General features: G+C 72.2%; 12 protein-coding genes. 8 read left to right on the top strand and 4 right to left on the bottom strand.

The annotated features are described in order from the left end of the window. Window position 1: 1 nt before the first annotated feature. Window positions 2-232, bottom strand: a complete 231-nt coding sequence (locus WMF27_RS44055; RefSeq protein WP_012241296.1) for a TIGR04563 family protein — start codon at window positions 230-232, stop codon at window positions 2-4. 134 nt (window positions 233-366) lie between these two features. Next, window positions 367-2,349, bottom strand: a complete 1,983-nt coding sequence (locus WMF27_RS44050; RefSeq protein ID WP_437762886.1) for an aconitase family protein — start codon at window positions 2,347-2,349, stop codon at window positions 367-369. Window positions 2,350-2,578: 229 nt separating this feature from the next. On the opposite strand from WMF27_RS44050, the gene WMF27_RS44045 reads away from it, so the two are divergent. The 4 genes from WMF27_RS44045 to WMF27_RS44030 all read left to right on the top strand — a co-directional run bounded on the left by WMF27_RS44045 (window position 2,579) and on the right by WMF27_RS44030 (window position 7,770). After that, window positions 2,579-3,928: a protoporphyrinogen/coproporphyrinogen oxidase gene (locus WMF27_RS44045; RefSeq protein ID WP_437943576.1), complete on the top strand. Its 1,350-nt coding sequence runs from the start codon at window positions 2,579-2,581 to the stop codon at window positions 3,926-3,928. Further along, complete coding sequence (locus tag WMF27_RS44040; protein WP_437762888.1) at window positions 3,925-4,668, top strand: glycosyltransferase; 744 nt, start codon at window positions 3,925-3,927, stop codon at window positions 4,666-4,668. The genes WMF27_RS44045 and WMF27_RS44040 overlap by 4 nt, the downstream gene beginning before the upstream one ends. A 94-nt stretch (window positions 4,669-4,762) precedes the next feature. Continuing rightward, window positions 4,763-6,544 carry a glycerol-3-phosphate dehydrogenase/oxidase gene (locus WMF27_RS44035; protein ID WP_437943575.1) on the top strand — a complete coding sequence of 594 codons (1,782 nt, stop codon included), beginning with the start codon at window positions 4,763-4,765 and terminating at the stop codon, window positions 6,542-6,544. After that, complete coding sequence (locus tag WMF27_RS44030) at window positions 6,523-7,770, top strand: FAD-binding protein (RefSeq protein ID WP_437762890.1); 1,248 nt, start codon at window positions 6,523-6,525, stop codon at window positions 7,768-7,770. Before WMF27_RS44035 ends, WMF27_RS44030 begins: the two co-directional genes overlap by 22 nt. 45 nt (window positions 7,771-7,815) lie before the next feature. Here WMF27_RS44030 and WMF27_RS44025 read toward each other — a convergent pair whose 3' ends face one another. Beyond that, window positions 7,816-9,153, bottom strand: coding sequence for a S41 family peptidase (locus WMF27_RS44025; protein WP_437943574.1), 1,338 nt, complete (start codon window positions 9,151-9,153; stop codon window positions 7,816-7,818). 385 nt (window positions 9,154-9,538) lie between these two features. Between WMF27_RS44025 and WMF27_RS44020 the strand changes: the two genes are divergently transcribed. The 4 genes from WMF27_RS44020 to rpsT all read left to right on the top strand — a co-directional run bounded on the left by WMF27_RS44020 (window position 9,539) and on the right by rpsT (window position 12,689). After that, window positions 9,539-10,126: an RNA polymerase sigma factor gene (locus WMF27_RS44020; protein ID WP_012241290.1), complete on the top strand. Its 588-nt coding sequence runs from the start codon at window positions 9,539-9,541 to the stop codon at window positions 10,124-10,126. Next, complete coding sequence (locus WMF27_RS44015) at window positions 10,123-11,619, top strand: hypothetical protein (RefSeq protein WP_437943572.1); 1,497 nt, start codon at window positions 10,123-10,125, stop codon at window positions 11,617-11,619. Before WMF27_RS44020 ends, WMF27_RS44015 begins: the two co-directional genes overlap by 4 nt. Window positions 11,620-12,202: 583 nt before the next feature. Further along, complete coding sequence (locus WMF27_RS44010; protein ID WP_044967265.1) at window positions 12,203-12,391, top strand: hypothetical protein; 189 nt, start codon at window positions 12,203-12,205, stop codon at window positions 12,389-12,391. Window positions 12,392-12,404: 13 nt separating this feature from the next. Further along, window positions 12,405-12,689 (top strand): 30S ribosomal protein S20, encoded by a 285-nt coding sequence (rpsT, locus tag WMF27_RS44005; protein ID WP_012241287.1) that lies wholly within the window; start codon window positions 12,405-12,407, stop codon window positions 12,687-12,689. Window positions 12,690-13,028: 339 nt separating this feature from the next. Here rpsT and WMF27_RS44000 read toward each other — a convergent pair whose 3' ends face one another. Further along, window positions 13,029-14,414, bottom strand: coding sequence for an IS4 family transposase (locus WMF27_RS44000; protein ID WP_437943004.1), 1,386 nt, complete (start codon window positions 14,412-14,414; stop codon window positions 13,029-13,031). Between the last annotated feature and the right edge of the window lie 77 nt (window positions 14,415-14,491).

The raw sequence follows: 14,491 nt of genomic DNA, 5'->3' as shown, positions 1-14,491 counted from the left end.
GTTAGTCGCCGCTGTCCTCGTCGTCAGCCACGTCATTGACACTCGGAAGCTTTTTGATGTCTATCCGCGCCAGCTTCCACGCGCGCTGCACAACCCAAGAAAGCGAGCGATCGAGCCGCGCCGCTTCCTCCTTGATTTCCTGCAGCATCGACTCCGGAAAGTAGAGGCTCTGCTTCCGCTTGTCCGTCTTCGAGGCTTCGTTGTTTTTCGCCAGCGTGTCCTTGTCGGTCATACGCTCTTGGGGCTCCTCCCGATCCGCCACAGAAGAGCACCTTAGCGTACGGTGCACTTCCGTGGAAAGCATTCGTTTTTCCATCATGCCGATTGCGGCCACTATGTGTGCATTGCCGCGATAGGCGCTCTGCGTCATGATTCCGGGAATGCGATCTTCCCCGCAATCGCGCTCGCCGCGACGATGAGGGGACTGGCCAGGTAGACCTGGCCGGGCCCGCTTCGCCCCGGGAAGTTCCGGTTGATGGCCGAGACCGTGACCTGTTCCTTGCGGTCGGATACACCGGGACCGGCCTTGATGCACGCGCCGCAGGAGGGGTCGACGAGCTCGGCGCCGGCTTTCTCGAAGATCTCGAGGTAGCCCTTGGCCTCGGCGTAGCGGCGGATGTCCTGCGAGCCGAACTGGATGTAGAGGTGCACGCCGTCAGCGACGCGCTTGCCCCGCTCGACCGCCTGGCGCAGCACGGACGCGTACATGTCCATGTCGGCCTTCTTGCCGCCCGTGCACGAGCCTCCGTACGCGATGTCGATCTTCACCGGACCGCCGGCGGCCTCATCGAGCGACCGCAGCGGCACGCCGTTCCGCGGATCGCCCGGCGTCGCGACCATCGGCTCGACCGACGCGAGATCGACGTCGAACGTCGCCATGTACTCGGCGCCGGGATCCGCGCGCACGATGCGCGCGCGCACGTCCTCCGCGGCGAGCCCGCGCTGCTCGACGAGGTAGCGCACGATCTCCTCGTCGGCCTCGATGATCCCCGTGAAGCCGCCCGCCTCGACCGCCATGTTGGTGAGCGTCGCCCGCTCGTCGAGCCCCATCGCGCGGACGCCATCGCCCGCGAACTCGAGCACCTTGCCGATGCCCTGGCCCGTCTTCCAGAACGGCTGCGAGAGCAGGAACAGCATCACGTCCTTCGCCGTGACCCCCGGCCCGAGCCGCCCGGTCAGGTTGAAGCGCACCGACTGCGGCACCGCGACGCGGACGTCGCGCGTGAGCCACGCGTTCGCCATGTCCGTCGAGCCGACGCCGAACGCGAAGCACCCGAGCGCCCCCGCCATGCAGGTGTGCGAGTCGGTCCCGGCCACGATCTGCCCTGGCAGCGCGAGCTCCTCGATCACCTTGTTGTGGCAGATGGCCTCCGAGCCCACGGTCCTGCCGTCGCGCTCGACCTCGCCGTACAGCTTGATCCCGTGCCGCTCGGTGAAGGCCTGCTGCACCGTCGCGAGCGAGGCCGCCTGCTCGCGCAGGCCGAGCCTGAGGTGCGCCTCCGGCATCACGCGATCGAGGAACGTCAGGTGATCCCGGAAGGCGAAGACGCTCTCCGGCTCGGTCACGACCGCGTCCGACCCGACGCCCGCCCGGAAGAGCGACTCGGCCATCGGCGTGACGTACTCGTGCGAGAAGCGCACGTCGATGCGGGCGAAGAGCGCGTCTCCAGGCTTCACCGCGGGGACGCCGATCTTCCCTGCCCGGGCGTCCACGATCGCGTGCGCGGCGATGATCTTCTCGCACAGCGTCATCGGCCGCGGCGGCGTGGCCAGGGTGGGCGGCGAGACCTCGCCTGCCATCCGCGCCTTGTTGTAGGCGAAGAGGCCACCGTACTCGACGACATCGGCGCTGATCGGGTCGAGCCCGCGGGTGAACTCGCCGATCGGGATCTCGTCGCCCCGCGCGATCCGGTCGAGGAGCGAGAAATCGGTCGTCGTGAGCAGCCCGATGTTCTGGCAGTTCTGGCCGTAGATCTTCTCGATGCTTCGCGCGACGACGATCTGGATCCCCGCCTCGCGCTCCGAGTACGGCGCCGTCTCGCGCGAGCTGCCGCACCCCTTCGAGCGCCCGCTGACGATGACGCCGAAGCCGCCGTTCTTGATGGCGTCACGCTCGACGTGCCCGCCGCGCAGCCCGACCAGGCAGTAACGGGCGAGCGTCTCGTCGTAGTAGTAACAGACCCAGCCCGGCGTGAGCTCGTCGGTCGAGATGTTGTCGATCAGCGCGTGCTGCTCGGGATCGAAGCGAAGCTCGCCGCCCGCCAGCTGCTGCTTCAGGAGCGCCGGGTCCTCGGTCAGGTAGAGGGCCCTCCCGGTGACTTGAACGGACTTCCGGCGGGGGATCGGCATCTGCACCTCGGACGCCCCGGGGCGCGCGGCGCGCGCTGGGACCTCTCCACACCTAGTCGCTCTGGGCGGAGGCGCCAACGGCGGTCTTTGCGCGGCGCGCGCGGAGCTCCGCGCACCTTACGTCGAAGGCGGGAAATCCAGCATGCGCCGAGGAGCGCCTGGACGGCAGCGTGCCTTGACGACGCACCAGGGAGATGGTGTCTTCGCGGCCGCGGCCGGGCCGCGAGCGATGACCCGACCCACGATCTCCAGCGTTCCCGTCGCGATCCTCGGCGCCGGCCTGACGGGCATGGCAGCGGCGTACCACCTCGGACGGGCCGGCGTGCCCCACCGGGTGTTCGAGCGCCTGCCGCGCCCGGGCGGCCACGCGATCACGCTCGAGGACGCCGGCTTCCGCTTCGATCGGACAGGGCACCTCCTCCACCTGCGCGACCCCGCGACCCGGGAGCTCGCGCTGGGCTGGCTGGGCCCCGACCCGCTCGAGATCGAGCGACGTTCGATGATCTGGTCGAACGGCACGTACACCCGCTATCCGTTCCAGGCGAACACCTTCGGCCTGCCGCCCGCGGTGGCCTACGACTGCCTCCGCGGCTTCATCGAGGCGCGCTTCGCCAAGGACAGACCTCCGCCGAGCAACTTCGAGGAGTTCTGTCTGGCGCACTTCGGCGAGGGGATCAGCCGCCACTTCATGATCCCCTACAACAGCCGCCTCTGGGGCGTGCACCCGAGCGAGATCACCGCCGACTGGTGCTCCCGCTTCGTCCCGATACCGAAGCTGGAGGACGTGCTCGCCGGAGCGGTCGGGCTGAACGACCGGGAGCTCGGCTACAACGCGAGGTTCCTCTACCCGCGGCTCGGCATCGGGCAGCTGACGCACGGGCTCGCGCGGGCGCTCGCCGAGCAGCGGCCGCGGGACGCGGGAACGCCGGCGATCGAGCTCAGCCGCTCTCCCAGGTCGATCGACTGGCGCGCGCGCGAGCTCGTGTTCGACGACGAGATCGTCCGGTACGACGTGCTCGTCTCGTCCGCGCCGCTGCCCGCGCTCGTCAGGCTCCTCTCGGACGCGCCTCGCGCCGTCGGCGAGGCGGCTTCCCGGCTGCGCTGCACGCACCTCTACTACCTCGACGTGGCGCTGGACACCCCGTGCGGGCAGCCGCTGCACTGGGTGTACGTCCCGGAGGCGAAGTACCCGTTCTACCGCGTGGGCTGCTACTCCCACTTCTCCGCCGCCATGGCCCCGCCGGGCAAGGCCGGCCTCTACGTCGAGCTCGCCGATCGCGCCGAGCCCGATCTTGCGGCGCTGCTCCCCCGCGTCGCCGAGGGCCTCGTCGAGATGGGCCTCATCCCCGCCCCGAGCGCCATCCGCTTCGCCCGCCTGCGCCGCATCGATCACGCGTACGTCGTGTTCGATCACAGCTACTTCGGCTCGCTGGAGGCGGTGCGGCCGTTCCTCGAGGGCCAGCGCATCCTCTCGTGCGGGCGCTACGGCGGCTGGAACTACTCCTCGATGGAGGACGCGCTCCACTTCGGGCGCGACGCGGCGCACCGCGCGCAGGCGCTCGTCGGAGGCGCGCCGTGAGCACGGCCGAGCCCGATCGCGAGGATGCGGGCGGATCGCCGGAGATCTCCATCGTCATCCCCGTTTACAACGAGGAGGCGATCCTCCACGCCGCCGTCGTGGATCTGCGCGAGCGGCTCTCGTCGTTCGGCTGGCGCTGGGAGCTCGTGCTCGCCGAGAACGGCTCGTGCGACGGGACCCTCGGCATCGCCGGCGAGCTCGCGCGCAAGTACCCGGAGGTGAGGCACTTCTCGATCGGCGAGCCGAACTACGGGGCCGCGCTCCGCGCGGGCATCGAGCGGGCGCGCGGGCGCTTCGTGCTCTGCGACGAGATCGACCTCTGCGACGTGGATTTCCACCGCCGCGCCATCGCGATGCTGCGGGCAGGCGGCGTCGACATGGTGATCGGGTCCAAGCTCATCCAGGGGGCGCGCGACGATCGCCCGTGGGCGCGGCACGCGGCGAGCCAGGTGTACAACGGGCTCCTCCGCGCCACGCTCGGCTTCCGTGGGACGGACACGCACGGGCTCAAGGCGTTCCTGCGCGAGCCGCTCCTCGGGGTCGCGCGCGACTGCGTCGTGGACAGGGACGTCTTCGCCAGCGAGCTCGTCATCCGCGCCTACCGCGCTGGCCTGCGGATCGAGGAGATCCCCGTCCGCGTGCTGGAGAAGCGGCGCCCCTCGATCAACCTCACCCGCCGCGTCCCGAACGTGCTGCGCAGCCTCGCGAAGCTGACCTGGGCCATCCGGGTCCGCGGCTGACGGCCGGCTCCTCCAGCATTCGCGCACCATTCGCAGCGCCACGCGCGAGGCCGCGCCCGCTCGTGGAAAAATTCTGGCATGCTATACGCCGCAGGTGACGATCCTCCTCTCGAGCGCCGCAAGACCGGCTCGCCGCGCGGACACCGACGTGGACGTCGTGGTCATCGGCGGCGGCGTGAACGGCGTGGGGGTCGCGCGGGACGCTTCGCAGCGGGGCCTGAGGGTCGCCCTCTTCGAGCGCAACGATCTCGCGTTCGGCGCGAGCGGCAACTCGAGCGGCATGATCCACGGCGGGCTCAGGTACCTGACCAGCGATCCGCAGGTGACCGAGAAATCGTGCCGCGACTCGGGCCACATCCAGGCGATCGCGCCGCACCTGCTCTTCCGGATCCCCTTCCTCGTCCCGTTCGAGGACGCGCGGCACGGGCGCCTCCTCTACCCGCTCGCGGACGCCTTCTTCGAGGCGTACGACAACTACCAGCCGCTCAAGCGCGGCAAGCCGCACGCGCGCCTCACCCCCGACGAGCTCCGCCGGCTCGAGCCGGGGCTGCACGGCGACCTGGTGGGCGGCTTCAGCTTCGACGAGTGGGGGATCGACGGCGCGCGGCTCTGCGTCGCCAACGCGGTCGACGCGATCGAGCGCGGGGCCAAGGTCTACGTGGGGCACACGGTCGAGCGGATCGAGCGCCGGGAGGACACCGGCGAGGTCGTCGCCGTCCGTTACCGGGACCGCACGACGGGGGGAGGCGGGCGGCTCCGCACGAGCACGGTCGTGAACGCGACGGGCGCGTGGTCGCCGATCACGGCGTCCCTCGCCGGCCTCCCCGCCGCGAGCTCGCGGGTGCGGCCCGGCAAGGGCGTGCACGTCGTGTTCGACCGGCGCCTCACCAATTACGCGATCATGGCGAGGACGATCGACGGCCGTCAGATCTTCCTCGAGCCGTGGGAGAACATGAGCGTCATCGGCACGACCGACGACGATTTCTACGGCGATCTCGATCAGGTCCGCGCGACGAGCGAGGAGGTCAGGTACCTGGTCCAGGGCATCGCCCGCGTGTTCCCGCAGGTCCGCGAGGCGCGCGCGATCGGCACGTTCGCGGGCGTGCGGCCCACGCTCTACGCGTTCGGGCCCACCGAGGACGCGCTCTCGCGCGAGCACCAGATCGTCGATCACGCGGCGCACGGCGCGCCGGGCCTCTACTCGATGATCGGCGGCAAGCTGGCCAGCTTCCGGCTCTTCGCCGAGGAGATGACCGACGTGCTCTCGCGGCGCTTCGACCTCGGCGCCCGCTGCGTGACGCACACGACCGCGCTGCCCGGCGGCGATCGCGCGGTGGACGCGCTCGCGCTCTCGCGGCGGATGGAGATCGACGCGGTGGCCGCCCGGCGGCTCGTGTACCGGCACGGCTCGCGCGCGCTCCGGATCGAGGAGCGCGTGCGGCAGCGGCCGCGCGAGGCCGCGACGGTGTGCCCCTGCGAGCCCGTGATCGAGGCCGAGGTGCGTTATGTCCTCCGGCACGAGCTCGCCCGGAGCGTCGCCGACGTCGCGCGCCGAACGCGCCTCGGCCTGGGCGCGTGCGGGGGCATGCGCTGCGCGGCGCGGTGCGGGCAGATCGTGGCGCAGGAGCTCTCGCTCCCGCCGCGCGACGGGATGCGGCAGGCGGCGGCGTTCCTCTCGCGGCAGGCGGTGACCCGCGCGGTCGCGCTCGGCCCGGAGCAGGCGCGGCAGGAGGCCCTCGCGATCGCCAGCGTCCGGTCGGAGCTCGGCGCGCCCGCGGACGACGAGGCGGCGGCGGCGTGCGAGGACGCCGATCGTCGCGCGCAGCGCGCAGCGCGGGAGCCGGAGGAGAGGGCGTGGCGCGATCGATCCTCGTGATCGGCGCCGGCGTCGCCGGGCTCGCCGCCGCGTGGAGCGCGCGGCGGCGCGGGGCCCGGGTCGCGGTGATCTCCGCGGGCGTCGGCGAGACGGCGCTCGCGGGCGGCGCGGTGGACGACGTGCCGTGGGAGCAGGTCGAGCGGGCGTCGCGGCTGCTCGGCGGCGACCTGCCCGCGAGCGATCTCGCGCCGGCGGTGAGGCAGTTCGCCGCGGAGCTCGGCCTGTGGGAGCTGCCGCAGGCGGCGGGCGTGCGCCTCGCGACCGTCGCGGGGCGGATCCGCCCCGCCCGCGGCAGGGATCGCGCGCTGCTCGACCTCGGCCCGCTCCGCCGCACGCGCGTCCTCGTCCCGCGCGCGGCGCGCGCCGCGTGGGACGCGGACGCGCTCGCGGAGGCGCTCACGGACGAGCCGTTCGCCCGCGCGCGGGGGCTCCGCTTCCTGCCGGTCGACGCGCCGGTCCTGCGCTTCGACGACGAGCGGCACATCGCCGACGGCGATCTCGCGGCCCGGCACGACGACCCGGCGCGGCTCTCCTGGCTCGTCGATCGGCTCCGCCAGGCGCTCGAGGGCGCGGGCGGCGCGGGGGCGATCCTGCTCGGCCCGTGGCTCGGCGCGCGCGCTCCGCGGGCCGAGGCGCTCGCGGCCCGCCTCGGCGTCCCGGTGGGCGAGGCGCTGATGGGCGCCGGCTCTCCGGCGGGGCTGCGCTTCGAGGCGGCGCGCGACGCGCTGCTCGCCGCGATCGGGGCGACCCAGCGCCACGGCCGCGCGCGCGCGGTGGGCGGCGGGCACCGAGAGCCGGGGGCGCCGGACGAAGGCGTGACGATCCACGTCGAGGGGGAGGACGTGCCGCTCGCGGCGGACGGGGTGATCCTGGCGATCGGCGGCCTCGCCGGCGGCGGGATCGCGTACACGCCGCCCGAGAGCGGCGCCGGCGCCGATTTCCCGGCGCGCGGCGCCGCGCCGTTCGCGCTCTCGATCGCCGCGCCCGTCACGATGGGCGACGATCGCGGCGCGCTCGGCGTGGTGAGCTCCATGCAGGGCCCGGAGCTCGACGTCGTCGCGTGGCCTCGCGGCGAGCGCCTGGGCGCGCTGGAGGCGGTGGGGGTGCGGTGCGAGGGCGTCCGCGCCGCCCCCGGGATCCTCGCGGCCGGGGCGACCATCGCGGGGAGGGCGCGCACCGTGCTCGACGCGGTGACGACCGGGCTCCGCGCCGGCGCCGAGGCCTGACGCGCGTCGCGCGGCGCCCGGCGCAGGGCGCTCGACGCGCGATCCTCAGCGCTGGCGGATCGCCGGGATGGCGCGGAGGAGCTGCTGGTACCCGACGGAGAGCGCGAAGTCGCTCCCGCGGGTGGGATCGGAGGGCATGTCGCCCTCGGGGCCGGCCGCCGCGGCCGTCTCGGCGCGCTTCTCCACGAGCACGGCCCTCGGCGAACGGTCGCCGATCGCCCCTTCGGCGGGGAGGTGTCCCTCGAGGTCCTGCTCGCGGAGGATGGCGGCCGGGGCCTGCTGCGCCGCGCTCTCGATGACGACGTCCGGCCGGATGCCCTGGGCCTGGATCGAGCGCCCGTTCGGCGTGTAGTAGCGCATCGTCGTGAGCCTGACCCCGGCGCCGCCGGGCAGCTCGTAGATGGTCTGCACCGACCCCTTGCCGAAGGTCCTCGCGCCGACGAGCACGGCGCGCCCGCTGTCCTGCAGGGCGCCCGCGACGAGCTCGGCGGCGCTCGCCGAGTACTCGTTCACGAGCGCGACGATGGGCAGCGCGGCGAACGCGCCGCCGTCGTGCGCCTTCGCCTCGTCGACGACCTGGTTGCGCTGGCGCGTCGAGTAGATCGTCCCCGAAGAGAGGAGCTCGTCGGCCACGGCCTCCGCCTCGTTGACGAGGCCTCCGGGGTTGTTGCGCAGGTCCAGGATGACGCCGGCCAGCGGCGCCTTCGATGCGGCGCGCAGCTTCGCCGCGGCGCGGAGCATCTCTTCGTGGGTGCCCTCCTGGAACTGCTTCACGCGAACGTACGCGATGTCCCGGTCGAGGCGCTTCGCCGCGATGCTCGTGACGTGGATCTGCTCCCGCGTGAGGTCGAACGAGAGGGGCTCAGGCGCGCCCTGCCGCCGGATCGTGAGCTTCACCCGCGAGCCGGGCGCCCCGCGCATGATCTTCACGAGCTTGTCGAGGCGCTCGCCGCGCACGGGGCGGCCGTCGATCGCGAGGATCTGATCGCCGGAGCGGATGCCCGCCCGCGCCGCCGGCGAGCCCTCGATCGGCGCGATGACGGTGATGTTGTCGTCCTTGGCGTCGACCTCGATGCCGACGCCGCCGAACGTCCCCCCCGTCTCTTCCTGGAACTGGGCGAACTCCGAGGAGTTCATGTACGCCGAGTGCGGGTCGAGCTCCGCGACCATCCCCTTGATGGCGCCGTCGAGGATCTTGCTGCGCTGCGCCGGCTCGACGTAGTTGTTCTCCACGAGCACGAGCACGCGCGCGAGCTGCTCGAGCGGAGCGTAGGGGCTCTGCGCCTGTGTGCTCGCGCCCGCGAGGTGGGAAGTCGCCGCCCCTCCTGCGAAGGCCGCAGCGATGAGCCCCAGGGTGCGCATCCAGCTCGAGAAGCGTTGCATCCGCCGACCATAGCAGCGGTACGGGCGGCGGCGCGGTGCGACGGCGACGGCCGCGCTCGTTCACGCGCCTGCGCGGCGCCCTGTGGAGCGGGGCGCCGCGCAGGCTTTTCAATGTGCCAGCGCGGGCGTATCGCCCGCCAAGTCGACGAGATCACCACGGCGCCCAAGCTCCGGGCGCATGGTTTGTCCTAAGAGGAGTGTTCGGCTATCTTCGCGCGCCTGAACGTGGAACTTGCCTCCTCATCGCCCGGCTTCGCGTCCGCGAAGCGGGGCTCGCCGCGAGGGGCTTCTCTCGCCGAGACGGTCGGGGGCCGTCGCGAGGAGGTGTCCGCGGCTGCGCTGTCGTCCGTGCGCGGGAGACAACTCGCACCCCGAGGCGGCTAGGATGGCCAAACCCACCGATCGTGAGCTCGTCGATCAAGCCCGGAGCGGAGATGCCCAGGCGTTCGGGGTGCTGGTTCGTCGATATCAGAAGCGCATCTTCCGGCTGGCGTTCCACCTTGTCCGCTCGGGCGCGGAGGCAGAGGACGTGACGCAGGAGACCTTCGTCCGGGCCTACCAGGCGCTCGACCGGTTCGACGGCCGGAGCGAGCCGTTCACCTGGCTCTACCGGATCGCCGTGAACCTCTCGCTCAACATGATCCGGGCCCGCAAGCCGAGCAAGAACTCGACCCCCGCGGACGATCCGCGGATCGAGGCGCTGCTGCTCGAGACGCGCCCGAGCCACGGCGTCGATCCGGCCGCGTCGACCCAGCGGCGCGAGCTCGCGGCCGCGCTCTGCGACGGCATCGACGCGCTCTCGGACACGCTGCGGACGACGCTCATCCTCGTGTGCATCGACGGCGTGCCCCACGAGGACGCCTCCAGGATCCTGGGTTGTCCGGAAGGAACAGTCGCCTGGCGCGTCCACGAGGCGCGCCGCAAGCTCCGTGCATACCTCGCGGAGCGCGGTTTCGGAGGGGACGCCGAATGAACGTCACCGACAAGCTCGACCTCGACGGGATGCTCAACGATTGGCCTGCCCCCGCCCTCGAAGACGAGGCGTGGGAGACGCGGGCCGCTCACATCGTCGAGCTCGCCATCTCCCGGCGCTCGGAGGACACCGCGGCGGCAGCCGGCCTCCTCGCCCCCCCCGACCTCACCGCAGCGCCAGGCGAGGAGCAGACGGAGGACCCTTCGCGCGAAGAACGCGCGTCAGGAGAACGCAGCACCATGGGGGACGGATCACAAGCAGCCAGGGCCTCGAAGCCTGAGGGCCTGTCGGGCGGCACCTTGTCGCGGCCGCCCGAGAAAAGACGCCAGTCGCTGAAGGAGATCGCCGAGCGGGTCAGCCAGGCGCCGGGTCGCGCGAGCGGTATCCCCGCGATGAGCGGCGCTGCGCTCTCGACGCCGCTGCCGGCGTCGGGACGCATCTCGGCGCCGCCAGGGCGTGTGTCCCCGCCGCCGGGGCGCGGCTCGCTCTCCGGCGGCGCCCGCGCGTCGTCGCCGTCCCTGCGGCCGGCGGAGGGGGCGCCCGAGGACTCCGGGGTCATCGATCTGAACCGGCTCAACGCGTCGGCGCCCTCGGAGGTGGAGGCCTTCGAAGCGGCGCAGCACGGCGCGGCGGATCGGCTCGGGGACGCGAAGGCCGCAGCGGTCATGCCGGTGGCGGCGCGCCGCGCCCCGTCCGCGCCCGTGTCCTCGGCTCCAGCGAGGAAGCGATCCGGCGGGATGATCGCCGGCGCGGCCGTCGCGGCCCTGGGGCTGGCCGCGACGGTCACCGTCATGGTGAAGACGACGGCGCCGCAGCAGCAGGAGATCGCGGCGACCACGGCGCCTGCGCCGACCACCGTCGCGGCGCCCGCCGCGCCGCGCGGCGACACGCGGGTGGAGCCGGCGGCTCCGGTCGCCGCGGCGCCGGAGGAGCGCGCCGTGGTCGAGCAGCCCGTGCAGGCGGAGGAGAAGCTCGTCGCGGCGCCCAAGGCGCAAGCCGCCCCTGCCGGCGGCGGCGCTCCTGCGCCGGCGGCCGTCGAGGCGCCGGCCACGCCTGCCGTCTCGCCGAAGCCCGAGCAGGGAAAGACGGCGGCTGCGCCGCCGGCGGCTGGCAAGCCGGGGGACCTCCCCTCGGCCATGCAGGCGGCCGTGGGCGACAACGGGGAGCGGCAGCCGTCGGTCGTCTCGGAGGCGCCGGTGCCGGCGTCGGGTCCGCTCCGGCAGCAGAACATCCCCGAGCAGCCGTCGCAGGGCTCGGTCCAGGCCGCGCTCGGCTCGGTCATGGGCAGCGCCAAGTCGTGCGTCGCGGGCGCGAACGACGTGTCGCGCGCGCAGATCACGTTCTCGTCGACAGGCCAGGTGAGCAAGGTCAGCGTCAGCGGGTGGGCGGCGTCGAACGGCCAGTCGAGCTGCGTGCAGTCCGCGCTCAAGGGCGCCAACGTGGGTCCTTTCTCCAAGCCGTCCTTCTCGGTCAGCGCGACGATCCGACCCTAGGGCCTCTCCTCGAAGTCGCCGGCCGGAGTGTCGTGCGGCGCGCCGAGGGCGGCCAGCCGCCTCTGGCAGACCGTGTCCGGTGCGCCGAGGGCTGCCCAGCTGCCTCCGGAAGACCGTTTCCGGTGCGCCGAGGGCTGCCCAGCTGCCTCCGGAAGACCGTTTCCGGTGCACCGAGGGCTGCCCAGCTGCCTCCGGAAGACCGTTTCCGGTGCGCCTGGGGCTGCCCAGCTGCCTCCGGAAGACCGTTTCCGGTGCACCGAGGGCTGCCCAGCTGCCTCCGGAAGACCGTTTCCGGTGCGCCTGGGGCTGCCCAGCTGCCTCTGGAAGACCGTTTCCGGTGCGCCTGGGGCTGCCCAGCTGCCTCCGGAAGACCGTTTCCGGTGCACCGAGGGCTGCCCAGCTGCCTCCGGAAGACCGTTTCCGGTGCGCCTGGGGCTGCCCAGCTGCCTCCGGAAGACCGTTTCCGGTGCGCCTGGGGCTGCCAGCTGCCAGACTGAGGTTGAAGACACGAGCCGCCACAGGAGCGCGACGCCGGGCTGTCGTGATTGACACGAGGGGGCTCGCGGGTAGAATGCGCGCCCCCATGGTTTCCGCAACTCAGCAAACCCAGCGCATCCGCCGGCGCAAGGCGCGCACGGCGGGCACCCGCCGCAAGCGCTTCGAGCGCGCTCACGGCACCCCCGCGTTCCCGATCCATCCGGCGGGTTACGACCAGAACGCGCCGGACGCCCTGCGCGCTGCCACGCCCGCCGAGGCGCAGGCGAAGAAGTAGGAGAGCTTTTCTCATGGCCAATCACGCATCCGCCGACAAGCGCAACCGTCAGCGCATCACGAGGACCGCGCGCAATCGCGCCATCAAGTCGGAGCTCCGCACGACCGTCAAGAAGGCGCGCACCGCGCTGAAGGGCGTCCCGCAGGAGTCCGCCGCGCCGGTGACCGCCGCGGTGAGCGCGCTCGATCGTGCCGCGTCGAAGGGGACGATCCCCGCCAAGCGCGCGTCGCGTGTGAAGAGCCGCCTCGCCCTCGCCCTTCACAAGGCGAGCGTCGCTGCCAAGACCGCCGCGAGCTGAGAACAACCCTTCCGCACGTACGCCCCGCTCACCGCAAGGTGAAGCGGGCGTCGTCGTTTTGTCTCCCCGGAACACCGTAGACCCCCGTTGCCGTGGACCTTCGCTGCCGTTCCACCGCCGCCGTCACAGCTCGTGGCGCTTCCGCCCCTCTCCACCCCGTGACGCCAGCGGCAGGCACCCGCACAGGAGACGGTCCGCCCCTCTCCAACCCATGACGCCAGCGGCATGACGCCAGCGGCGTTGACGGCAACGGCGTGACGCCAGCGGCGGGCACCCGCACAGGAGACGGGCCCAGATCGGCGTTTTCGGCGCGGAAGCGTACTCCGGTCTCAGGATTGATCATATTTCCCCCACCTCCCTCGCGGCGCTCCAGCCCTGGACGAGGGTGAGGAGCTGCTCGTAACCACGGCCCAGGGTCTGCCAGCCGGGCTCGCCGTTTCGCCGCAGGTGTCCGCCGAGCCCGGCGATTGCCAGGAAGGCATCGCGGGCCGTGGCGTTCTCGGGCAGGGGCTTGCGCGCGAAGACCCGCAGCACCTCGAGCTGGGTGGGCGTGAGCACGGCGGTCGCGGGCTGCTCCGGAGCGCGCCGAGCCTCGCTGCGCAGCAGCAATAGCTGCCAGGCGATGGGCGCGAAGAGCGCCAGCACGTTGCGCAAGCCGTGCAGGTCCTCGATCTGGCGCTTCTCGTAGGCGCATCCGGTCTTCAGGGCCTTGAAGAACTCCTCCACCATCCAGCGCGCCCGGTACCAGTCGACCAGCTGCGTCAGCTGCTCGACGGACTCGACCGGCTCGCTCGTGAGCAGCACCCACTCGACCGGCGCTTCGCCCGGCGGCGGCTCGAGCTCCCAGACGCGTACGACCTGGAGCGAGAGCGTCGCAGGCAGCTCGCGCGGCTGGGATCTCGGTCGCCGCAGGGTCACGCGCGTGCTTCCAAGAGCGAGCTTGGCCAAGCGTCCTGCGCGCGGAGGATGCAGCCGTTTCTGTTGAGGGCTGCGATTGCCCGCCGGCCGCGGCGAAAGCTCTACCTCGCGTACGGCCACCGCTTGAACATGCGCGAGCGCCTGCTCGAGCTTGGCCTCCTCTCCGAGGGCGTCAGCCTCGACGAGGCGATTGTGCGCGAGCCGAATCACGAACCGATGCCGTGCGCTCAACAGCTGCGCGAACAGGCCGTAGTCGTCTCCTTCGCGGTCCATGACGTGCACCACATCGTGCGGAGCAGCGCCCAGGGCCGCGACTCGCTCCACCTGCTCTCCCCAGCGGTCGTGCTCGTTGTCCGTCGTGCCGTCGTCGCGCACGTGCGTGCTCAGATCGAGCACGCCGAGCGGGCGGCGCGTTCCATCGCCGCTGACCGCCAGCGTGAAGTGGGCGAAGAACGTCTGCCCCGAGGAGCGCAGCCGTCCGAGCCCCTGCCGCTGGCCGTCGGAGCGGAAGGAGAGGGTCGTGGTGTCATGGATGGCGAGCACGACCGGCTCGGCCTCCATGCGCGCGAGGGTGGCGCGCACATGCGGAGCCAGAATCGCCGCGGGCGTGACGGCGTCGTTGCCGAAGAAACGGTACGCCGCCTCCAGCTCGCTGTCGGACAAGAGCGAGGGGAAGCTCTTGTCCGGCGCCTGCGCCAGCTTCTGCACCAGCTTGCTCTGGCGCTTCGAAAGCCGCGCATCGCCGAAGTGCGCGTCGCTCATCTCCTCGGCGAGTGCCGCTGCGTGCTCTGCTGCAGGTGAACCCATCCGCAGCTTTGATCACGTCGCCCAGTACACATCAAGCGAGATGTGTAGGATCCTGAGACTCCGGTACGCTGAGCACC

This window comes from Sorangium sp. So ce281, from assembly GCF_051527395.1.
In the GTDB taxonomy this organism is placed as follows: domain Bacteria; phylum Myxococcota_A; class Polyangia; order Polyangiales; family Polyangiaceae; genus Sorangium; species Sorangium cellulosum_B.
This window is presented reverse-complemented; position numbering and strand designations above follow the sequence as displayed.

Bases quoted from the DNA above. Each gene is read 5' to 3' on its own strand.
- WMF27_RS44055 (WP_012241296.1), bottom strand. From the start codon at position 232: ATGACCGACAAGGACACGCTGGCGAAAAACAACGAAGCCTCGAAGACG.
- WMF27_RS44050 (WP_437762886.1), bottom strand. From the start codon at position 2,349: ATGCCGATCCCCCGCCGGAAGTCCGTTCAAGTCACCGGGAGGGCCCTC.
- WMF27_RS44045 (WP_437943576.1), top strand. From the start codon at position 2,579: ATGACCCGACCCACGATCTCCAGCGTTCCCGTCGCGATCCTCGGCGCC.
- WMF27_RS44025 (WP_437943574.1), bottom strand. From the start codon at position 9,153: ATGCAACGCTTCTCGAGCTGGATGCGCACCCTGGGGCTCATCGCTGCG.
- WMF27_RS44020 (WP_012241290.1), top strand. From the start codon at position 9,539: ATGGCCAAACCCACCGATCGTGAGCTCGTCGATCAAGCCCGGAGCGGA.
- WMF27_RS44015 (WP_437943572.1), top strand. From the start codon at position 10,123: ATGAACGTCACCGACAAGCTCGACCTCGACGGGATGCTCAACGATTGG.
- WMF27_RS44010 (WP_044967265.1), top strand. From the start codon at position 12,203: ATGGTTTCCGCAACTCAGCAAACCCAGCGCATCCGCCGGCGCAAGGCG.
- rpsT (WP_012241287.1), top strand. From the start codon at position 12,405: ATGGCCAATCACGCATCCGCCGACAAGCGCAACCGTCAGCGCATCACG.
- WMF27_RS44000 (WP_437943004.1), bottom strand. From the start codon at position 14,414: ATGGGTTCACCTGCAGCAGAGCACGCAGCGGCACTCGCCGAGGAGATG.